Origin of the sequence: Bacteroides sp. (assembly GCF_029057325.1) — a bacterium.
Taxonomy (GTDB): Bacteria; Bacteroidota; Bacteroidia; order Bacteroidales; family Bacteroidaceae; genus Bacteroides.
The window spans coordinates 21,419-41,632 of record NZ_JAICZW010000162.1; the positions used below are offsets into that span (position 1 = coordinate 21,419).

The following is a 20,214-nucleotide window of genomic DNA, read 5'->3' on the forward strand; positions in this document are numbered from 1 at the left end:
TTATCAATTATCAATTGTCCATTATTTCAGTCTTCCGAGAAGTGTACTAGCACCTCCCGATAGGAATTGAATATTTTCGACTTCGATACAAATCCCAGATACTTGCCTTCCGCATCCACCACCGGCAGATTCCATGCCTTCGTGTCATCAAAGATCTGCATCACCTGCTCCATACTGTCCGTATCGTGCAGACGGGCCGGAGCAGAAATCATAAACTTGCTCACCTTGAAGCGATGGTACAACTCCTGGCGGAACATAATGTTGCGGATATCATCCAGCAAGACAATGCCAATCAGTACCCCCGACTCATCCGTCACGGGGAAAACATTCCGACGGGAGTTTGAAATCGCCTTATTGACGAGCTCTCCCAAATCCATCTCCGGATGCACCACCACGAAATCTTTCTCCACCACGTTTTCCACCTTCATCAGCGTAAGCACCGCCTTATCCTTGTGGTGAGTCAGCAGTTCGCCCTTCTTCGCCAAACGCATGGAATAGATGCTATGGGGCTCAAACATAATAATAGTCAGATAGGAACTGACTGAAACAATCATCAGAGGCAGGAAGAGGTCATACCCTCCGGTCAGTTCGGCTATCAGAAACACACCCGTCAACGGGGCATGCATCACGCCGCTCATCACGCCTGCCATACCCAATAAGGCAAAGTTCTTCTCAGGCAGAAAAGTGGTCGCCTCAAACTCATTGCTGAAATGCGCAAAGATAAAGCCCGCGATACATCCCAAGTACAAAGAGGGCGCAAAGATACCGCCACACCCTCCGCCACCGTTTGTGGCACTCGAAGCGAACACCTTGAACAGGATTATCAGCATTAAGTAGAGCAACAACAGGTTGCCGTGCCCATAGAAGAAAGAGTTGTTCATCACCGTGTCCCACTGTTCATTGCTCACGCCGTTCAGCAGCAACTCTATCGTATCATAGCCTTCACCATACAGGGGTGGAAACAAGAAAATCAGAATACTCAGCATGACACCGCCCAGCACCAACTTCTTGCCCGGTGTCTTCAACTTTCCGAATACCCCCTCCACCATACTCATAGCACGGGTAAAGTAGAGCGAAACCAATCCGCAAAAGCCCCCCAATAGGATAACGTACGGAATGCGCTCCAGCTCAAAAGCCTGATCCAGATGGAATTTAAACATAGCGTCCGTACCCGACACGATGTAGGAGACGGTCGCCGCCGTCACCGCCGATATCAATAAAGGCAACAACGAAGACATCGTCAGGTCTATCATCAACACCTCCAGCGTAAACACAAGTCCGGCTATCGGTGCCTTGAAGATGCCTGCCACCGCACCCGCCGCACCGCATCCCACCAGCAACATCAGCGTGCGGTGCTCCATCTTGAAGATACTTCCCAGATTAGAGCCTATCGCCGACCCTGTCAGTACAATCGGCGCCTCCGCTCCAACCGATCCGCCGAAACCGATGGTGATGGAACTGGCGATGATAGACGACCACGCGTTATGCCGCTTAATGCGCCCCTGCCTCCTCGAAATGGCATACAGAATCTTGGTGACTCCATGACTGATGTCATCCTTCACCACATAGCGCACAAACATTCCGGCCAGAAAGATACCTACCACCGGATAGACCAAATAGAGATAGTTGGCCTCCGTTGTATCGAAGTTCTCCGTCAGAAAGTTCTGTATCCAGTGTATAATAAGTTTCAGTATCAATGCGGCAAGCGCCGTAAAGATACCGACCAGAAAACTGAGAATCAGAATAAACTGTTTCTCTTTAATCTTCTTCTCACGCCACAATATAAAACGATGCAACAAACTTTTCTTCTCTCCCGTCATAGTCCCCTTCCTTTATTCACGAATGATTTTAATGACTCCCCCCTTCTCCAACTTGATGACGCTCGAAGGCTTCGGGCTTCCCACTTCCTCCCGGCGGTAGCTTACGATGTAATCCACCGCCGACTTGACCTCTTCGCTTATCTCACTGAAATTGCCCGGTGAGGGCTGTCCGCTGATGTTGGCCGAAGTAGATACAACCGCCTTGCGGAACCGCCGGCAAAGTTGTTGCGAAAACGCCTCGTCTGTCACTCGGATGCCCACACTGCCATCTTCGGCCAGCAGATTGGGTGCCAAATTGCGCGCTCCGGAATAGATGATGGTCAACGGCTTGTCCGCCAACTCTATCAGGTCCCAAGCTATGTCCGGCACGTCCTGCACATAAAAGTCCACCTTTACCGGCGAGTCCACCAGCACCAGCATCGCCCTGCTGTTGACACGCTGTTTTATCTCATACACACGGCGTACCGCCTCTTCGTTGGTCGCATCACATCCGATGCCCCAAATGGTATCGGTAGGATATAGAATCACGCCGCCTTCACTCATCACCTGGCAGGCTTTTTTGATGTCTTCTGTCATTTCTTACACTATAAATTCACGGATTAATACGCAAAAGTAGTACTTTTGCTGCGAAATAAACAAAAACAAATGGAAGAAATCCAATTTAACCACATCCTGCCCATACAGCTACGCTTCAACGACATCGATAAATTCGGCCACGTAAACAACACGGTCTATTTCTCTTTTTATGACTTGGGGAAGACGGAATACTTCGCTTCCGTATGCCCGCACGTCAATTGGGAAAAGGACGGCATCGTGGTTGTCCACATCGAAGCCGAATTCCTTTCACAGATTTACGCCTCTGATCATATCGCTGTGCAAACCGCCGTCACAGAGATAGGCACCAAAAGCTTCCACCTCGTCCAACAGGTCATCGACCAAAAGAGCAAAGAGGTGAAATGCGTCTGTACCTCCATCATGGTAGCCTTCGACCTTACCAAACACGAATCCAAGCCACTGGAAGAAGAGTGGATTGAAGCCATCTGTCGCTACGAAGGAAGGGACCTGAGAAAAAAGAAAGGACGATGACCGCATCCGGTGTGTAAGAGCCACGATTTCCTTTGACTTGAAAAGCGGCGGCAAGAAAACTATTAGATGTTTCTGAGCAAAGCGAATGCTGAACAAAATTTAAACAGACTCTTAGAAATCTAAATCTTCTGCAAGCGAGGCCAAAAAAACAATAAGGTTTCAATATAAATACGTATATTTGCCTGATAAATAAGAGAAAGAGAGCATCGGTCCGTTTTTTTTGCGGCAATGGAAGCACAACCGCCCGGGAGTTATTAACAAAACGCCCGACTTATCAACCGTTTTTGCAATCTCTCTTCAAATTCGTAGGCGCTATGCGGAATAATCGCTTATTTCGCTGCCACAAAATATTGAGATTATGGGAAAAATTATTGCTATGGCAAATCAAAAGGGTGGTGTAGGAAAGACTACGACAACAATCAACCTCGCAGCCTCACTCGCCACGCTTGAAAAGAAAGTGCTCGTTGTGGATGCCGACCCTCAGGCAAACGCCTCCTCCGGTTTGGGCGTGGACATCAAGCAGTCGGAATGCACCATCTACGAGTGCCTCATCAACCGTGCGGACGTACGCGGAGCCCTTCATGACACGGAGATAGAGACCTTGAAAGTCATCTCCTCCCACATCAATCTGGTAGGTGCCGAAATCGAGATGCTCAATCTCAAAAACCGCGAAAAAATCTTAAAGGAGATTCTCGCCCCGCTAAAAGACGAGTTTGACTACATCCTGATTGACTGTTCGCCCTCTCTGGGACTGATTACAGTCAATGCGCTGACCGCCGCCGACTCTGTAATCATCCCTGTGCAAGCAGAATACTTCGCCTTAGAAGGTATCAGCAAACTGCTGAATACCATTAAAATCATCAAATCCAAACTGAATCCCGCTCTCGAAATCGAAGGTTTCCTGCTGACCATGTACGACTCACGCCTGCGCCAGGCCAACCAAATTTATGATGAAGTGAAACGCCACTTCCAAGAGTTGGTGTTCAAGACAGTCATCCAGCGCAACGTAAAATTAAGCGAAGCGCCCAGCTACGGCCTGCCCACCATCTTATATGACGCAGACTCCACCGGAGCCAAAAACCATCTGGCACTTGCCAAGGAGGTGATAAGCCGAAACGAGAAAAAAAGTGATGAATGATTAGTGATTAGTAATAAATCCCCTATTTCTATTTACCATCCACCAACAAACCGTCCCGCACGGTCAAATAGTAAATAGTAAATAGCAAAAATAGTAAATAAATAGATGGTACAGAAAAGAAATGCATTAGGACGCGGATTGGACGCATTGTTATCCTTAGATGAAGTGCAGACCGAAGGTTCCTCTTCCATCAGCGAAATAGAATTGTCCAAAATCTGTGTCAATCCCAACCAGCCCCGTCGCGATTTTGACGCAATCGCCTTGCAGGAACTTGCCGACTCCATCGCTGAGATAGGCATCATCCAGCCTGTCACGCTACGCCAAATCAGCGATGACGAATACCAAATCATCGCCGGCGAACGCCGTTTTCGCGCCTCACAACTTGCCGGATTGGCTACCATCCCCGCCTACATCCGCACCGCCGACGATGAGAACGTAATGGAAATGGCACTCATCGAAAACATTCAGCGCGAAGACCTGAACTCCGTGGAGATAGCCCTTGCCTACCAGCACTTGCTGGAGCAATACGGACTGACCCAAGAGCGTCTCAGCGAACGGGTAGGCAAAAAACGTACCACCATTGCCAACTACCTACGCCTGCTCAAGCTACCGGCCCCCATCCAAATGGGGCTGCAAAACAAGCAGATAGACATGGGGCACGCCCGCGCATTGCTTACCTTGGAAGACCCCAAGCTGCAAGTCAGGATATTCGAGGAAATTTTAGAGCACGGCTATTCCGTACGCAAGGTGGAAGAAATCGTAAAATCGCTAAGCGAAGGGGAAGCCGTGAAAAGCGGCACCCGCAAAATTACCCCCAAACGCGCCAAGCTCCCCGAAGAGTTCAATATGCTGAGACAGCAGCTCTCCGGATTCTTCCATACCAAAGTACAACTGACCTGTTCGGAAAAAGGAAAAGGAAAAATCAGTATTCCATTTAATAATGAAGAAGAATTAGAACATATCATCGGAATACTCGATACACTAAAATCATAAATGAGGAAAAAAAATACATATCAGTTCGTCATCGTCCTGCTGCTTTGCTTCCTACAAGCGGCAGGAATTGCTATGTATGGTCAAGACCGGCCACGTGCTGCTTCCAAACGCACGTACCGGCAACAGACCGATACACTCAACACCGTCCGCCGGCCTTTGCAACAGCAAGCAGACAATCCAAATCTTGAGATAAAACCGATGGAGCCGCAAAGCCCCTCCGTAAGCACCGACAGCCTTGCCGTTGCCGACAGCCTTGCTGCCGAAAACAAGCGGAAAATGCTGGAGATGACCACAAGCCCCGACCTGAAGGCGCAATCCGTCCCCGCCGACAGCCTGCAAAAGGTCGTAAATCCCAAGCAATGGATTCCTAATCCCACCAAAGCGACCTGGCTGGCACTCGTCATCCCCGGAGGCGGACAAATCTACAATCGCAAGTATTGGAAACTACCCATTTTCTACGGAGGATTTGCCGGATGCGCCTACGCCCTTAGCTGGAACAATCGGATGTACAAGGACTATTCTACTGCCTATAAGGATGCAGCCAACGGGAACTGGGACTCCACCTCCATCACCGACTTGTTGCCTCCCGGCTACAAATATTCGGAATCTCAATTGATGGAAACATTGCGGAAACGCAAAGACACCTACCGACGCTACCGGGATTTGAGCATCTTTGCTTTCATCGGGGTATATCTGCTCTCCGTGGTCGATGCATACGTGGATGCGGAATTGTCGAATTTCGACATCAGCCCCGACCTCAGCATGCGGGTGGAACCTGCCATCATCAGCAACCGGATGACAGGCTCTTCAAAAAACAGTGTCGGTGTACAATGCAGTCTCCGATTTTAAAAAAACAAGTAATAAGTATCGTTTATGAGAAACAAACCTGTATATATGAAAAAACTTATTTACGGCTCTGCGTTGCTGTGCTGTGCCTTGTTCGCCACTCCACAGACAACGCATGCACAAGAGAAGGTGGAAGTGACGATCCGCGACAATGGAACCGAACGCCAGGAATCCATCGAACTTCCCAAAAGTATGACATATCCGCTTGACAGCCTGCTGAAAGACTGGAAAGCAAAGAATTACATCGATCTGGGGAAAGATTGCAGCACCTCTACCATCAATCCCGAGTTCAGCGACTCTATTTATATCGACCGGTTGTCGCGTATGCCCACCGTCATGGAGATGCCCTACAACGAAATCGTGCGTAAGTTCATCGACATGTACACAGGACGCCTTCGCAACCAGGTGGCTTTCATGCTGAGTGCATGCAACTTTTATATGCCCATCTTTGAAGAAGCGTTGGATGCTTACGGCCTGCCCTTCGAACTCAAATACCTGCCCATCATCGAGTCGGCGCTCAACCCCTCCGCCGTATCGCGTGCGGGTGCCAGCGGATTGTGGCAATTCATGCTTCACACCGGAAAGATATACGGCCTGGAGAGCAACAGCCTTGTGGACGAACGCCGCGACCCGATAAAAGCGACATGGGCGGCAGCACACTACCTGAAAGACTTGTACAACATCTACAAAGATTGGAACCTGGTAATTGCAGCCTACAACTGCGGGCCGGGCACCATAAACAAAGCCATCCGCCGCGCAGGAGGTGCCACAGACTATTGGGAAATCTACACCTATCTGCCAAAAGAAACCCGTGGCTACGTGCCTGCCTTCATCGCCGCCAACTACGTGATGACCTACTACTGCAAGCACAACATCTGTCCGATGGAGACGAACATACCAGATGCCACCGATACGATACAGGTGGACCGCAACCTCCATTTTGAGCAGATTGCCGACATCTGCGGCATCAGCAAAGAACAACTGGCAAGCCTGAACCCGCAATTCAAGAAAAGCATCATTCCTGGCGAAAGCAAGCCGCAGACATTGCGTCTGCCCATCCACGAAATCAGCGCCTTTATCGACAAACAAGACACCATCTATGCCCACCGCAGCAATGAGTTGTTCAAAAAGCGAAAGGTTATCACAGTCTCCGACTCCCGTCCGACAACCCGTAGCAACAGCGCTGCCCCCAAAGGAAAGCCCACCTACCACAAAATTGCCAACGGAGAAACATTGGGAAGCATTGCGCGGAAGTACAAGGTCACCGTCGGGCAATTACAAAGCTGGAACGGCTTGCGCAATACCCGAATTTCGGCTGGAAAAAGCTTGAAGATTTATAAATAAAGAGACGATTGATTGTTTGGTGCCGAAAATTATTTATTTTTGCAAAAAGTGAAGAAAGGAGAAGCAGTATATGGAAGACACTATAATTCAAAAGGAAAAAGAAAAAGCCGAAGAAGCGATGATTGCACAGGCTTTCCAGGAACTGTTGAACGACTATTTGGTTACCAAACACCGCAAACGTGTTGAGATCATTACCAAAGCATTCAACTTTGCCAACCAAGCGCACAAAGGCATCAAACGCCGTTCGGGTGAACCTTATATCATGCACCCCATTACCGTGGCAAAGATTGTCTGCAACGAAATCGGACTGGGTTCCACTTCCATCTGTGCAGCATTGCTGCACGATGTCGTGGAGGACACAGACTATACCGTCGAGGATATAGAAAACATCTTCGGGCCTAAAATAGCCCAGATTGTGGACGGACTGACCAAAATCTCAGGCGGCATCTTTGGCGACCGTGCATCAGCTCAAGCAGAGAACTTCAAGAAACTGCTGCTCACCATGTCCGATGACATCCGGGTCATTCTCATCAAGATAGCCGACCGCCTGCACAATATGCGCACCCTCGGCTCCATGTTGCCCAACAAGCAATACAAGATTGCAGGCGAAACGCTTTACATCTACGCCCCACTCGCCAATCGCCTCGGCCTGTACAAGATAAAGACCGAGCTGGAGAACCTGAGTTTCAAGTACGAACACCCCGAGACATACCGTGAAATAGAACAAAAATTGGAAGCCACCGCTACAGAACGTGACAAGGTTTTCAAAGAGTTCACCGCCCCTATCCGTGGGCAATTGGACAAGATGGGACTGAAATACCGCATCCTTGCACGTGTGAAGTCCATTTATTCCATCTGGAACAAAATGCAGACCAAACACGTCCCCTTCGAGGAAATTTATGACCTGCTTGCCGTCCGCATCATCTTCGAGCCCCACAATATGGAGGAGGAATTGAACGATTGCTTCGACATCTACGTTGCCATCTCCAAAATATACAAGCCACATCCCGACCGCCTGCGCGACTGGATCAGCCATCCCAAATCCAACGGCTATCAGGCCCTGCACGTCACCCTCATGGGTAACAACGGACAGTGGATCGAAGTACAAATCCGCAGCGAACGCATGAACGACGTTGCCGAACAGGGCTTTGCCGCCCATTGGAAGTACAAAGAAGGCGGAGGCAGCGAAGATGAAGGCGAACTGGAGAAATGGCTACGCACCATCAAAGAGATTCTGGATGACCCGCAGCCGGATGCCATCGATTTTCTTGACACCATCAAACTGAACCTGTTTGCATCGGAGATTTTTGTATTCACTCCGAAAGGTGACCTCAGAACCCTGCCACAGAATGCAACGGCACTGGACTTCGCATTCTCTCTACATACTGATATCGGTAGCCATTGCATCGGCGCCAAAGTAAACCACAAGCTGGTTCCGCTAAGCCACAAATTGCAAAGTGGCGACCAGGTAGAGGTACTGACATCCAAATCGCAACGCGTACAGCCGGAATGGGAAACGTATGCCACCACCGCCCGCGCCCGCGCCAAGATAACCTCCATCCTGCGCAAAGAAGCGAAAAACCACCAGAAAGAGGGTGAAATCATCTTGAACGAGTTCTTCAAAGAGGAAGGAATCCAACTCAACGACGCCACACTGGACAAACTGACCAACCTGCACAATTTCCATACCCACGATGAATTGTTCATCGCCATTGGCAACAAAAGGATTACATTGGGAGATGCTGACAAAAACATATTCAAGGAGAAACAAAGCAGAAACTGGAAAAAGTTCCTGAATTTCTCGTTCGGCACCAAAGAAAACAAAGAAGAGCAGGAAGAGCCGGACCCCAAAACACCTCAGGAGAAAATCAGCACCAAGCAGATATTGAAACTGACGGAAGAAGCCATCTCCAAAGAGTATATCATGGCTGATTGCTGCCACCCCATCCCGGGAGATGACGTATTGGGATATTTGGACGAAAACAACCGTGTCATCATCCACAAGCGCCAGTGCCCTGTCGCCGCCCGCCTCAAGAGCAGCTACGGCAACCGCATCATCGCCACCCAATGGGACACACACAAAGATTTGTCATTCCTCGTCACTATCTATATAAAAGGTATAGACAGCGTGGGACTGCTGAACGAAGTGACGCAAATCATTTCCCGCCAGCTCAACGTAAACATCCGCAAACTAACCATCGAAACCAACGACGGCATTTTTGAAGGAAAGATACAGCTCTACGTGCACGATGTGGACGATGTACGTGCCATCTGCAACAACCTGAAACAGATACAGCACATCAAGCAAGTAGTAAGAATAGAAGATTAAAAGAAAACAAAGAAAGAATCATTCCCGAGAAGGAGGCTCCTGAAGAGTCTCCTTCAATGTTTCTACCTGTTCGTATGTAAACGCATCAAGGGCATTCCTCATCCCGATCAATTCCTCACGAATGGATTTCAGCCGTTCCACAATCTCAAAGTTGCGCAACGTCGCACCCTTGTTGTCCTTCATCCGCTGACGGGCGCCGGGCAAGGTCATGCCGCGCTCCTTCACCAGATGATAGATAAGCTTCACCGTCTCAACGTCTTCTTTACGATACTGGCGTATGCCGCGCCCGCCCTTCTTGGGCTTCAGCTGCGGGAACTCCTTTTCCCAAAAACGAAGCAACGATTCGTTGACATTAATCATGGCAGCCACCTCACTGATGGAGTAATATAACTTCAAGTTTTTATCAGTATTCAGCATAATGTTCTCTCTTTCCTTCACAAAATCAACATTATCTCAGTATAAACAACTTGTACACACGTGTTGCAATTATATCGCAAATCCGAAAACAAGCATCCACAAGCAACAACAGCTCTTGACTGCAAAAATATGAAATTCTCTAATAAATATCGTGATATAAACGCGTAATAATCAAAAGTCTGTGGCAATTTTAACAGAATATCCACTTTTATCCTTACCTTTGTTATGGTATTGAGAGATTGTGCCCTAACAATAATAAGAAAACGATGCAAATTCAAAACAACACATGATAGCGGAATGCTCAGCTTACGATTTCAAAGAAATGCTGGAACGCAAGAAAGTGAAGTCATGGCTTAAATCGGTGTCGGCATTTGCCAATATGGATGGTGGCAGTTTGTTCTATGAATACCCTGTAAACGAAGAAAGTTCGGTCGAAAAGTTCGGTGTAAACAGTAAAAGTTCGGTGAAAACCTTCGGCGACACACAAGAAAGTTTGGAGAAAGGTTCGGAGAAAAAGTTCGGAGATTCGAAAAACAAATCTAAAAGCATTGAGAAAACCGCACAAAAGATTATTGATTTCGTCATTTCCGCCCCATCAATGTCTGCAGAAACAATGGCCTATAAAATAGAAACTTGAATGGTTGGCAAGGAAAATAAAGATGTTTACCGAAGAAGAACAGAAAGTTATTCTTGCCAGTGCTTACGCATTTGCAGAACACTATTTGATAATCACTTCCTCAATAACCATTCAGCTAAAAGATACATGTAGTCAGCAAGATCTTATGCACTTTGTTTGTTCTGCTTTTTTCAACATGGGCAAGAAGCGTAGTGATATTGTAAGTTTCTTATCTCAGGTCTTTCCGCTTTGCTTTCCTGCAGGAGAAAGAGTATTGGCTAAAATGATTCGGGATTGGAAATAGTCAGAAACAGAAGAATAAAGGAAGAAAAATAGAGATGGGAGACACTATAAAGCCTTTATTAGTACGATTACTTGATAAATCAAACAAAATTGTGTAATTTCGCACATACATGTAGAGAACTCTTCTATGGGAAAGAAAGTATATAAAAATAGGATTCGTGTGATACTGGCAGATAAAATGATTACCAAGACTTATTTGGCAGAACAACTTGGTGTATCAAAAATGACAATAAGCCGATGGTGTGCCAATAACACACAACCAAGTGCACCACAACTAATAGAGATTTCACAAGTGTTGCAATGTGATTTGAAAGATTTATACGAAATATGAATAAATAAACAGGCATAATTATGGAAGATGTGGCTTTGAAGACAGGTCAAATATCAGAAAACGGACAAATAGAGATAATAGACCAAGACAGATTATGTTTTAAGGTCGCATCTCGCAGTAAAGGTGCTTATGGAATAAGGACTATTTCAAAAGATTTGTTGAATGAGTTTTTAAAGTTGTATATTGAAAAACCAAACATTACAGCCAATGAAGCAAGAGAGCTATTAAGTGGGCAATCAGAAATAGATAAGTTTGAGTATGGATATGCATCAACACTTTGGCAAATGGCAAAAATGTCAAACGCAAATCCTACAAAAAATAGTATAAGCCAACCTGCTAAAAAACAAATTTCCGGAACACCTACAGCCCATCAAATCATCTATTACGGTGCTCCCGGAACCGGAAAATCCCACAAAATAAAGGAACAGCTTGAAGGGGTCTCCAAGGAAAATATATTCAGAACGACATTCCATCCGGATAGCGACTATTCAACCTTTGTCGGTGCATACAAACCTACGAGAAGTGAACGTCCTTTGTACGGATTGTTTGGTAAGGAGACTGTCAGATTGAGAGATGAAGCGGATTTGTCGGAGGACATAATTACATACAAATTCATTCCTCAGTCATTCATTAATGCCTATATGCAGGCTTACAGGAAATCTGATGAAAATGTGTACCTCATAATAGAAGAAATCAACCGTGGAAATTGTGCCCAAATATTCGGAGACCTGTTCCAGCTTCTCGACAGGGACGAAAACGGAATCTCTGAATATACAATCAAAGCCGATGCCGACTTAAAGGCTTTTTTAAAAGAAGAGCTTGGCAAAGACAATCCAGGAATAAAAGAAGGAGAACTTTGTCTGCCGTCAAATCTGTATATCTACGCTACCATGAATACCTCAGACCAATCATTGTTTCCAATTGATAGTGCCTTCAAGAGACGTTGGGATTGGGAGTATGAGCCAATTAAATATAAAAACACTGATTGGGTAATTGATATTGATGGTTTGAAATATAAATGGAGCGACTTCCAGAAAGAAGTAAATACGCGTATCTTGAAAGATACTGGCTCTGAGGACAAGATGTTGGGCGATTATTTTGTCAATCCACCAACAAAAGCAATTTCCTTTAACTTATTCAGAAACAAGATATTGTTCTATTTGTGGAATGATGTCTGTAAAGATGGCGATGCCGACATATTCCCCACAGACACTGATTTTTCCTTCTCCAGATTGTATGATGAGAACAGCAAGCAACTCATTATTTCAATGATGGAAAAATTGAAATTGCAACCCATGGACGAGAATAATACCGAAGAGAATGAAGATGAGGATGATATGTTTGAAGATGATGACAACAATTCCTCTTCTATCCGATATTCTATCAATGGAGAGGAAACAGATGAAAAAGGTAAGGCATGGGGAAAAGGTGCGTTAGTAAAACGCGCCGTTGAGATTTATTGTGAAAATCATCAACAAGAAACAGCAGTTCAAGTACGAGATATTTGGAGGGCAGCTAATTTCAAAATTCCCCATATTGTAGAAACAGATAAAGATAGAGAAGAACGCATAAAAAATTCGCGGGATTTAAAAGCCGTGGAAAGGTCCAAAGAAATTAGACTATCCAACAATGAATCTTTACACGTTTCCACACAAGTAGGAGATGGTAAACGCCGTAAGGGCTTTTCTGATTTTCTTTCCATAATTCAATCTAAACCAGAATGGGGAATTAATATTCAAGAATTATAATTATGTTGCTGTTTATCGAAGGATACCCATATATTCTGAACAATATTGTCAAAAACAAACTGACAATCAGAGATGTGCTCAAAGATGTTGTGTCCGTACCTGTGAAGGAGGACAAGTATTCGTTTGGGTATGTAGGGTATTGCTATAGCAAAGCGGCAAAAGACGTCATATTCTTCTTGCCCAAAGTCGTACTGACAGGTGAGATAAACGAGGAAAGTGGAGATGATACGATATTCGGTGCTTCGCCACAGGAAATAATAGACTTTGAGTCCGATACGGTAAAAGCCAAATTTACGGAAGAAGGCTGCAAAGAATACAAGGAATTCCTGTCCACACTTTCGATTTGGATATACCGGACAATCTGTGTATATAAACAAACCCACAACGACCATATACTTGAAAGCAAGGAATATCAGTCAGAAAGCAGAGGCAGGAAACAGAAGCACAATACTTTGCTTGACGTAATAATAGCACTGAGGGATTTCAACAGAAACAATCAGGACTATTTTACATTCGTGGCTAAAAATGTGCATTCCGGCTATAACAAAATCAATTGGAACAAGACCATTGCTTCATCACAAGCAGTCATCCAAAACGGAAACCCAGTCTATATCGAGCCTATAAACAGGAAGAGAATGGTGAACTTTGATGAAGAACTGCTCGTCATATACTTCTCGATATTGAATTACATCCGTGAAACGCATGGCTTCTCTTTTGAAATCAATGTGCAATATCCGCTTATCAACTGCAACAAGTTGAAGAAATCTTATATTGAAAGGAATTTCGGATGCCGAAGATTGAAGCAAATCAAGTACAAGTATTTCTCGGACAAGGCACTCAGAATATGGGATTTGTGCTATGCTTTCTTTGACAGGGAGTATAAGATTGCAATGAACAGGCAGGTGGAGGACTTTTTGCTGGCGAAAGATTTTGAGCACATCTTTGAAGTCATGATTGACACTTTGGTAAGCGGCAATGACAAACAAAATCTGCCGAAAGAACTCACAGAGCAAAAAGACGGCAAACTGGTTGACCACCTGTTCATCGGACAAGGGATTATCGAACAATCCGATTTGGCATCCGAACTCACCTACTATATTGGAGACAGCAAATACTATAAACGTTCCAAGAATGACCGAACAAAGCTTGGCGACAAATCTATCTACAAGCAATATACATACGCCAAAAACGTCATCCAATGGAATATGAATTTGTTTTTGGATGGTGACGGAAACGGAGAGCATCCTCAGTTAAGAGACCAATTGACAGAAGGATATAATCCTATTCCAAATTTCTTTATCAGTGCCCGGATTCCTAATAAGAAGATGGGTGGCAATAAGTTTCTTTCTTTTGATGACAAAGAATTGAAAGCGCAGCATGGTGGAGTACAATTGAACCGCCAATTTGAGAACCGTTTGTTTGACAGAGATACGCTGTTGCTATGCCACTATGACGTAAACTTCCTATACATAGTATCGCTATATGGACGTAACAACAGGAGTGCCCAATCGGCATGGAGAGAATATGTGCGTAAGGAATTCAGAAATAAGATTCAAGAGACCTTAAACCGTTTATATACGTTCAGGACTCTCCAGCCACGCGAAGGAATGGATTGCCATCAGTTTATCCAAGACAATTTCCAACTACTAAACGGAAAACTGTATCGCCCGAAGTCAGACAGCAACTACCTGATTCTTGCCTTGATGAAAGATGAAGGTACCGATATATGGAAATCGCTCAAAATTAAATCTGCAACGGTAAAACAAGAAGCAGCTCAGAATAAGGAGTTATTAGGTACTCTGCAAACACATTTTCACGTCAGCCATCCGTTTATACTTGAAACAGACTTCCATATTGATGATGTTGATAACGTCGGAACTTTGAACAAGCTGCCGAAACAGGAGATTAAGAATGTCCTGACAGGTATGGTAAGGACAACCGACAATGATTTTGAAGTATTCTCCAAACATACATCAAAAACATATACGATGGAAAAGATACCGACCTCTATCAATATGATGGATATTGAGTATTTTCTTCCGATGGTCGGAGGTTGTATTGACGGCTATTACAAAGTCGAGAAAGTTTATCTGGGTACAAAGGACAGAAAATTGTGTCTGAAACTCAATCTTTCAACCTATATTCCTCTTGGTGAATCAAAGGTCAATATATACTCAAAAATGCGACCGGGAGAGCTGATTTCCTATGATTTGATGACGAAATTGTACGGGTAACTTGATATGGACAAACTAACCAAAGAACAACGCCATCGTTGTATGTCCGCAATAAAGGGCAAGAACACAAAGCCTGAAATGGTGGTTCGCAAGTTCCTCTTTAACCGTGGCTTCCGCTATCGGCTCAATCATCCGCGTCTTCCCGGTCATCCCGATTTGGTGCTTCGCAAATACCGGACGGTCATTTTTGTGAACGGCTGCTTTTGGCATGGTCATGAGAATTGCAAATACTTCCGCCTGCCCAAAAGCAACATCGATTTCTGGTCCACTAAAATAGAAAGGAATAAGGAACGTGATAAAAAAGAACAATGCCAGCTTGCCGCTATGGGATGGCATTGCATCACGGTTTGGGAGTGCCAACTAAAACCTAAAGTCCGAATACAAACGCTTGAGTCGCTAGCTTATACATTAAACCATATCTTTCTTGAAGACAGAAAAATAAGAACATACGAGTTACCCGATACAGACAGGACACTCATGGCGGCAGAACCAAAAGCGACTTATGGAAGAAATAAGCAACAATAAAGAATTGTCGCCCCTCTTCTCCAATGACTATTTGCTGAACCACAACCGCTGCCAACTATAATTGAACTAGACTATTCTTTTTCCAACAATAGAGATAAATCATGAGGTTTTCCGCAAAACGACACGTTTTGTCGCCCGGCCTCCTTATATTTGTCCGCACAAGAAAACGTTAAACCAAGTAAGATATGGGTAGAAAACTACAAGGACTGCAACGCATGCTGGTCATCCTTAACAAACTGAAAGGATACCAACGATACGTTCCCCGGGAAGAACTGGAAGAGTACGTCTCGCGCCGCATGGAAGAGCGCGACGGCACTCCCGTGGATTTGCGCACCCTGCAACGCGACTTCAACGAGATAGAAGAGCTGTTCGGCATTCACATCCGTTTCAGCAAAAAGCAGAACGGTTACCACATCGACGAAGAAGACGAGCTGAAGAGTGAGCAATACAACCGCCTCCTGCTGAACTTCGACTTGCTGAATGCCATCGACCACACCTCCAACCTGCACACCTACGTGCTGGCAGAGCACCACCGGCCGATGGACAACGAATGTCTCCCGCTACTGATAAAAGCCATCAAATTCTCTCATCCGGTGACCTTCAGCTACCTCTATGTACGCGAAGAAGGCAAGATACGCGAGAAACGGGTACTCCCCCACTACTTGAAGGAAGACCAGCAGAGATGGTACCTCCTCGCCTACGATGACGGCATACTGAAAACCTTCAGCGCAGTGTGCATCCGCAACCTCCGGATTCATGACGAAGAAACCTTCAAGCGCGACATGAACATCAACGTGGAGGAGCTGTTCAAAGACAGCTACGGCATCTGGAACCAGCCCGACATCCCTGTCGAAGAAATCGAACTGAGTTACGATGCCCTGGACGGCAGCTTCCTGAAATCGGTGCCCCTGCACCCCTCCCAAGAGGTCTTGATTGACAACGAGACGGAATTCAGAATCCGCCTACGCCTGCGCATCACCAACGACTTCGTAATGGCACTGCTGTCGCGCAGCCGTTCGCTGACTGTCATCCGTCCGCAACACTTGCGTGAACGGGTGAGGAAAGTATATGAGGAGGCACTGAAAAGAAATACATAAAAACGTACAATATCATGGAACATAAAATAAATATTCGTTACAAAAGGCAAGTCGATCCCATTCAGCCGTATAATTAGGGTACCTCAGTCGTATATGGAGAGGGCCTCACTATACGACTGAGATACCCTAACTATACGACCGAGATAGGGGTGATATAGACATATTCATAATCAATCAGTTACGAGAGGCAACCTGTTTAGTACAAAATATGGACAAAAGAATCTTCTTTCTGATTGATATGGATAAACAAATCAGCTCGTTTGGTGCAAAAAAACGAATTATCAAAACAATATCCCCGTTTTGAGCTTGATAATCAATAAACTTTTTGTAGCTTTGCAACGTTCAACCCTAACTGGTTAGGACATATACATAGTTTATTGATGAAAGTGTAGCTTTTATCCTTCACTAAAAAGTCTGGTAAACTTTAAGAATACGAAGGATGGCAATCACGCTCATCACTTGTTTGTATATGCTTATTCAAGCCATATACGTCACAAGTGTGGGGATATTGTCTATTCGTATTCGGGCATTACCAGACGCCTTTAGTGAGATAGATGATATGACTCCACACTTTCTTTTTTATAAAAATCAGCCATAACACAAAGGAGTCTAATGGCATTCAAATCTATAATGCTATGGGAGAAGGGAAATATTTAAATCTTTGGAAACAAAAACTATCCATTATCCTATCCACCATCGAAAAAGGAGGAAACGAAGAGGGACTAAAACTATCTGCAGAAGAGTTTAAGCAAAGTGGAGATAGACCAAGTGCCGGATATGGCTTTCGATTGGATATTGTCAATGGATTTATACCGCCTAAATCAGGATCAGCGGTAGCTCGCGATTTAAAAGAAACACTTGATAGTGAGCCTCGATTTAAAAAGATAGCTCAGAATAAAAAAATTACAATCAAAATGGGAGTGGGGTTTCTATTAAAAATTACCGTCATAAATATAACAGCTAATATTAATATCAAAGATTATGAAAGAAATCAATGAATCAACTAAAGATAGAGTAGAATCTTTATCGCCCATCATTGACGAAGAGTCCGAAGTCTTAGTTTTAGGAACAATGCCTGGTAAAGAATCACTAAAAAGAGGAGAGTACTATGCTGCACCTAATAACAGTTTCTGGAAAATAATAGGGCGATTATTCAATTCCAATATGGAATTCAAAGATTATGAAGAGAAAATTGCCTGCTTAAAGAAACACCACATTGCATTATGGGATACGCTACATTTCTGTAAACGCGAAAGTAATCTGGATAGTGACATAAAGGAAGAAATGACTAATGATATAGACAGCTTATTAGCCAGTTATTCTCAAATCAAAAAGATCGTATATAATGGGAAGAAAGCCGCCACCTACTATCAAACCCAACTACCGTCCGCTATAGCCTATTCCACCAGTAGTGCTTGTGCTAAGAAAACAGAAGAAAAAATCAAGAATTGGAAAAATGCACTAACAATTTGAAACCAAATGGAAAAGAATATGAAAAGCAAAAAAGAATTTACCCAATCAGAAATTGATAACATTAAAGAGTTAATCAACCTAAAGCTACAAGCCTCCACAAACGAACAAAAGAATATCAGGAACGAAATTCGGAAGATAGGTTTTTATTGGGAAGATTTCCATCCACAGACAGAAAGCCCCAAAGTTAAATACAACCTTGAAAACTTTGAGAAGCTAATAGAGGAAGGGTGCATTACCATCAATGATATTGAAAGCACTACAAAGTAATTTCACCACAGACTACCCGGATTATCACAGATTGACAGGCATACTCACTACGCTTTAAAGAACCATCTGTGTCAATCCGGGTAATCTGTGATAAGTTGTATCTTTCTTCATACCAATCGCTTTGCTGTGCCAATTAAAACTTTATACAATCTATTTATGCCCATTTTGCCAATTTCCGCCCAATATTGCTGTTCAAATTGCACCGGCTTGAAGAAAGTAAACCGCCCCAATTACATGTCCTCTATCGAAAGCCCCCTATAAACAATCTCGTACCCTTTGAAAGGACCAACAGACTTCATGAATGATTCAGATTTGGCCTTTAGCACCTCTTCATCAAAGTTTTTCGCTTGTCGCTTGACCTCAATAAATTCAATCTTACCATCTACTTCATCTTCGGCTATAATATCAATCTCGTTTTCGCCTTTTCGGTCATGCCAATATCCAAGGCGAGTGTATTGACCGGATTCTTTCATCACCTCATTAAAGTAACTTTCAAGAGATTTTCCGCTGACAGTTGCAAAATCACGTTCTGCGATCGTTTTCAATCTCTCATTACCTCCGGCCTCGATGATATGCGTATATTTGTATATGAACCGAAACCAAAATTTCAGGAACTGGTCATCGATGGTATAATGAACATTCTTATTGGCTGACCTCTCATAGATTGGCTGCATCTTGCTTATCAAGCCATACTCTTCACTTAGATTTTTCAAGTAACCGGACAACTCTCTAATGTTGAGAGCACTTTCCAGTTCCGAGCGTGTATTTTTGCCTTGCGCAATGAGAGTTAGCATCGAGAAATAGATGCCATAATCTTTACCGAATTCATCAACAAGCATATTCTTACCCTCCGGCAAAAAATAGGAATCCTGCTCAAAGAACATATCCAACATCTTTTTCTCGGTGAACTTTTTCTTATCTATGAGCAACTCAACATACTTCGCCACTCCACCTGTCAAAGTATAAAGAGCCAACAAGTCAGATTTCTTATAGCCGGGACAATATTCAGACATTATTTTTTTCAGAACTGAAGGTCTGAAAGGTCGGACATGTATGGTGTCGGTCTGCCTGCCGAACAGAGGCTGCTTCTTATCCTTGAATATCTTATTCATCAAGGTGTTCACCGAACCTGCCACAATCAGATTGATGTGAGCCTTGTTTTTATAGCTGTCCCAGATATTCTGCATATCAGAATAGATAGACGGATTTACCCTATAAAAATCCTGAAACTCATCGATAAAGAGTATGAGGTGCCGAGTCTGAGACAACTCCATGATGAATTTGAATATCGCAGCAAAAGACATTCCTTTGCTATCGAGCATTGGAATATTGAGTTTTGCATGAATCTCGTCAATGAATATATCACATAGGTCGGCTTCCGCTTTACGAGCAACAAAAAAGTAGAGCATTGTCTTGTTCTCATAAAACTTCTTAACCATCTCTGTTTTACCAATACGGCGTCTTCCCGTAATAATGGTAAATTGAGCAACTTCGTGAGATAGGTCTTCTATTTCTCTAAGCTTTTCAAATTCTGTTTCTCTATCAAAAAACCTCATATCTATAAATTTTATCGTAATGGCCATTACCGTAACGGCGGTTACGATTATGTAAAGATACAACTAAAATTATCATTCGTGCAAAAATAGA

18 protein-coding genes and 2 pseudogenes are annotated in these 20,214 nt (G+C 44.3%); 16 read left to right on the forward strand and 4 right to left on the reverse strand.

The genetic code is table 11. The features are described 5' to 3' along the window. Positions 1-26: 26 nt before the first annotated feature. Positions 27-1,820 carry a chloride channel protein gene (locus K2G43_RS10715; RefSeq protein ID WP_297641627.1) on the reverse strand — a complete coding sequence of 598 codons (1,794 nt, stop codon included), beginning with the start codon at positions 1,818-1,820 and terminating at the stop codon, positions 27-29. Between the two features lie 12 nt (positions 1,821-1,832). Next, a complete protein-coding gene (locus K2G43_RS10720) occupies positions 1,833-2,396 on the reverse strand; it encodes an L-threonylcarbamoyladenylate synthase (protein WP_300155000.1) in 564 nt (187 codons plus the stop codon). A 69-nt stretch (positions 2,397-2,465) separates the two neighbouring features. Here K2G43_RS10720 and K2G43_RS10725 point away from each other — a divergent pair, with 69 nt between their 5' ends. From K2G43_RS10725 to K2G43_RS10750, 6 genes are all read left to right on the forward strand, one after another. Continuing rightward, the gene (locus K2G43_RS10725; protein WP_366525044.1) at positions 2,466-2,906 is read left to right on the forward strand and encodes a thioesterase family protein; all 441 of its coding nucleotides are present in this window, start codon (positions 2,466-2,468) and stop codon (positions 2,904-2,906) included. 358 nt (positions 2,907-3,264) lie between these two features. Beyond that, complete coding sequence (locus K2G43_RS10730) at positions 3,265-4,044, forward strand: AAA family ATPase (RefSeq protein WP_297641623.1); 780 nt, start codon at positions 3,265-3,267, stop codon at positions 4,042-4,044. A gap of 105 nt (positions 4,045-4,149) precedes the next feature. Then, on the forward strand, positions 4,150-5,037 hold the full coding sequence (locus tag K2G43_RS10735) for a ParB/RepB/Spo0J family partition protein (protein WP_297641622.1): 888 nt from the start codon (positions 4,150-4,152) through the stop codon (positions 5,035-5,037). Continuing rightward, a complete protein-coding gene (locus K2G43_RS10740; RefSeq protein WP_300155004.1) occupies positions 5,038-5,886 on the forward strand; it encodes a DUF5683 domain-containing protein in 849 nt (282 codons plus the stop codon). 24 nt (positions 5,887-5,910) lie between these two features. After that, positions 5,911-7,227, forward strand: a complete 1,317-nt coding sequence (locus tag K2G43_RS10745) for a lytic transglycosylase domain-containing protein (RefSeq protein ID WP_300155007.1) — start codon at positions 5,911-5,913, stop codon at positions 7,225-7,227. Positions 7,228-7,297: 70 nt separating this feature from the next. Then, entirely contained in the window at positions 7,298-9,556 is a 2,259-nt protein-coding gene (locus K2G43_RS10750) for a RelA/SpoT family protein (protein WP_297641618.1), read from the forward strand. 18 nt (positions 9,557-9,574) lie between these two features. Here the strand turns inward: K2G43_RS10750 and K2G43_RS10755 are convergent, their stop codons facing one another. Further along, positions 9,575-9,973, reverse strand: a complete 399-nt coding sequence (locus K2G43_RS10755; protein ID WP_297641616.1) for a MerR family transcriptional regulator — start codon at positions 9,971-9,973, stop codon at positions 9,575-9,577. Positions 9,974-10,239: 266 nt separating this feature from the next. On the opposite strand from K2G43_RS10755, the pseudogene K2G43_RS10760 reads away from it, so the two are divergent. The 10 genes and pseudogenes from K2G43_RS10760 to K2G43_RS10805 form a co-directional block, all read left to right on the forward strand. Next, a pseudogene (locus K2G43_RS10760) lies at positions 10,240-10,601 on the forward strand (transcriptional regulator); the annotation flags it as partial. 1 nt (position 10,602) lies between these two features. Further along, a pseudogene (locus K2G43_RS10765) lies at positions 10,603-10,925 on the forward strand (hypothetical protein); the annotation flags it as partial. Positions 10,926-11,019: 94 nt separating this feature from the next. Continuing rightward, positions 11,020-11,223, forward strand: coding sequence for a helix-turn-helix transcriptional regulator (locus K2G43_RS10770; RefSeq protein WP_297641614.1), 204 nt, complete (start codon positions 11,020-11,022; stop codon positions 11,221-11,223). A gap of 20 nt (positions 11,224-11,243) precedes the next feature. Next, entirely contained in the window at positions 11,244-12,971 is a 1,728-nt protein-coding gene (locus tag K2G43_RS10775) for an AAA family ATPase (protein ID WP_297641612.1), read from the forward strand. A 2-nt stretch (positions 12,972-12,973) separates the two neighbouring features. Beyond that, entirely contained in the window at positions 12,974-15,205 is a 2,232-nt protein-coding gene (locus K2G43_RS10780) for an LlaJI family restriction endonuclease (RefSeq protein WP_300155013.1), read from the forward strand. 6 nt (positions 15,206-15,211) lie between these two features. Further along, complete coding sequence (locus K2G43_RS10785) at positions 15,212-15,730, forward strand: very short patch repair endonuclease (protein ID WP_300155016.1); 519 nt, start codon at positions 15,212-15,214, stop codon at positions 15,728-15,730. A 185-nt stretch (positions 15,731-15,915) separates the two neighbouring features. Then, on the forward strand, positions 15,916-16,827 hold the full coding sequence (locus K2G43_RS10790; protein WP_300155019.1) for a WYL domain-containing protein: 912 nt from the start codon (positions 15,916-15,918) through the stop codon (positions 16,825-16,827). Positions 16,828-17,462: 635 nt separating this feature from the next. Further along, entirely contained in the window at positions 17,463-17,825 is a 363-nt protein-coding gene (locus tag K2G43_RS10795; RefSeq protein ID WP_297641604.1) for a hypothetical protein, read from the forward strand. Beyond that, positions 17,809-18,300, forward strand: a complete 492-nt coding sequence (locus tag K2G43_RS10800; protein WP_300155022.1) for a DNA-deoxyinosine glycosylase — start codon at positions 17,809-17,811, stop codon at positions 18,298-18,300. The genes K2G43_RS10795 and K2G43_RS10800 overlap by 17 nt, the downstream gene beginning before the upstream one ends. 6 nt (positions 18,301-18,306) lie before the next feature. Next, a complete protein-coding gene (locus K2G43_RS10805) occupies positions 18,307-18,567 on the forward strand; it encodes a hypothetical protein (protein ID WP_297641601.1) in 261 nt (86 codons plus the stop codon). Positions 18,568-18,797: 230 nt separating this feature from the next. Here the strand turns inward: K2G43_RS10805 and K2G43_RS10810 are convergent, their stop codons facing one another. Continuing rightward, positions 18,798-20,123, reverse strand: coding sequence for an ATP-binding protein (locus K2G43_RS10810; protein ID WP_297641633.1), 1,326 nt, complete (start codon positions 20,121-20,123; stop codon positions 18,798-18,800). Between the last annotated feature and the right edge of the window lie 91 nt (positions 20,124-20,214).

Bases quoted from the DNA above. Each gene is read 5' to 3' on its own strand.
- K2G43_RS10715 (WP_297641627.1), bottom strand. From the start codon at position 1,820: ATGACGGGAGAGAAGAAAAGTTTGTTGCATCGTTTTATATTGTGGCGT.
- K2G43_RS10720 (WP_300155000.1), bottom strand. From the start codon at position 2,396: ATGACAGAAGACATCAAAAAAGCCTGCCAGGTGATGAGTGAAGGCGGC.
- K2G43_RS10725 (WP_366525044.1), top strand. From the start codon at position 2,466: ATGGAAGAAATCCAATTTAACCACATCCTGCCCATACAGCTACGCTTC.
- K2G43_RS10730 (WP_297641623.1), top strand. From the start codon at position 3,265: ATGGGAAAAATTATTGCTATGGCAAATCAAAAGGGTGGTGTAGGAAAG.
- K2G43_RS10735 (WP_297641622.1), top strand. From the start codon at position 4,150: ATGGTACAGAAAAGAAATGCATTAGGACGCGGATTGGACGCATTGTTA.
- K2G43_RS10740 (WP_300155004.1), top strand. From the start codon at position 5,038: ATGAGGAAAAAAAATACATATCAGTTCGTCATCGTCCTGCTGCTTTGC.
- K2G43_RS10745 (WP_300155007.1), top strand. From the start codon at position 5,911: ATGAGAAACAAACCTGTATATATGAAAAAACTTATTTACGGCTCTGCG.
- K2G43_RS10750 (WP_297641618.1), top strand. From the start codon at position 7,298: ATGGAAGACACTATAATTCAAAAGGAAAAAGAAAAAGCCGAAGAAGCG.
- K2G43_RS10755 (WP_297641616.1), bottom strand. From the start codon at position 9,973: ATGCTGAATACTGATAAAAACTTGAAGTTATATTACTCCATCAGTGAG.
- K2G43_RS10770 (WP_297641614.1), top strand. From the start codon at position 11,020: ATGGGAAAGAAAGTATATAAAAATAGGATTCGTGTGATACTGGCAGAT.
- K2G43_RS10775 (WP_297641612.1), top strand. From the start codon at position 11,244: ATGGAAGATGTGGCTTTGAAGACAGGTCAAATATCAGAAAACGGACAA.
- K2G43_RS10780 (WP_300155013.1), top strand. From the start codon at position 12,974: ATGTTGCTGTTTATCGAAGGATACCCATATATTCTGAACAATATTGTC.
- K2G43_RS10785 (WP_300155016.1), top strand. From the start codon at position 15,212: ATGGACAAACTAACCAAAGAACAACGCCATCGTTGTATGTCCGCAATA.
- K2G43_RS10790 (WP_300155019.1), top strand. From the start codon at position 15,916: ATGGGTAGAAAACTACAAGGACTGCAACGCATGCTGGTCATCCTTAAC.
- K2G43_RS10795 (WP_297641604.1), top strand. From the start codon at position 17,463: ATGGGAGAAGGGAAATATTTAAATCTTTGGAAACAAAAACTATCCATT.
- K2G43_RS10800 (WP_300155022.1), top strand. From the start codon at position 17,809: ATGAAAGAAATCAATGAATCAACTAAAGATAGAGTAGAATCTTTATCG.
- K2G43_RS10805 (WP_297641601.1), top strand. From the start codon at position 18,307: ATGGAAAAGAATATGAAAAGCAAAAAAGAATTTACCCAATCAGAAATT.
- K2G43_RS10810 (WP_297641633.1), bottom strand. From the start codon at position 20,123: ATGAGGTTTTTTGATAGAGAAACAGAATTTGAAAAGCTTAGAGAAATA.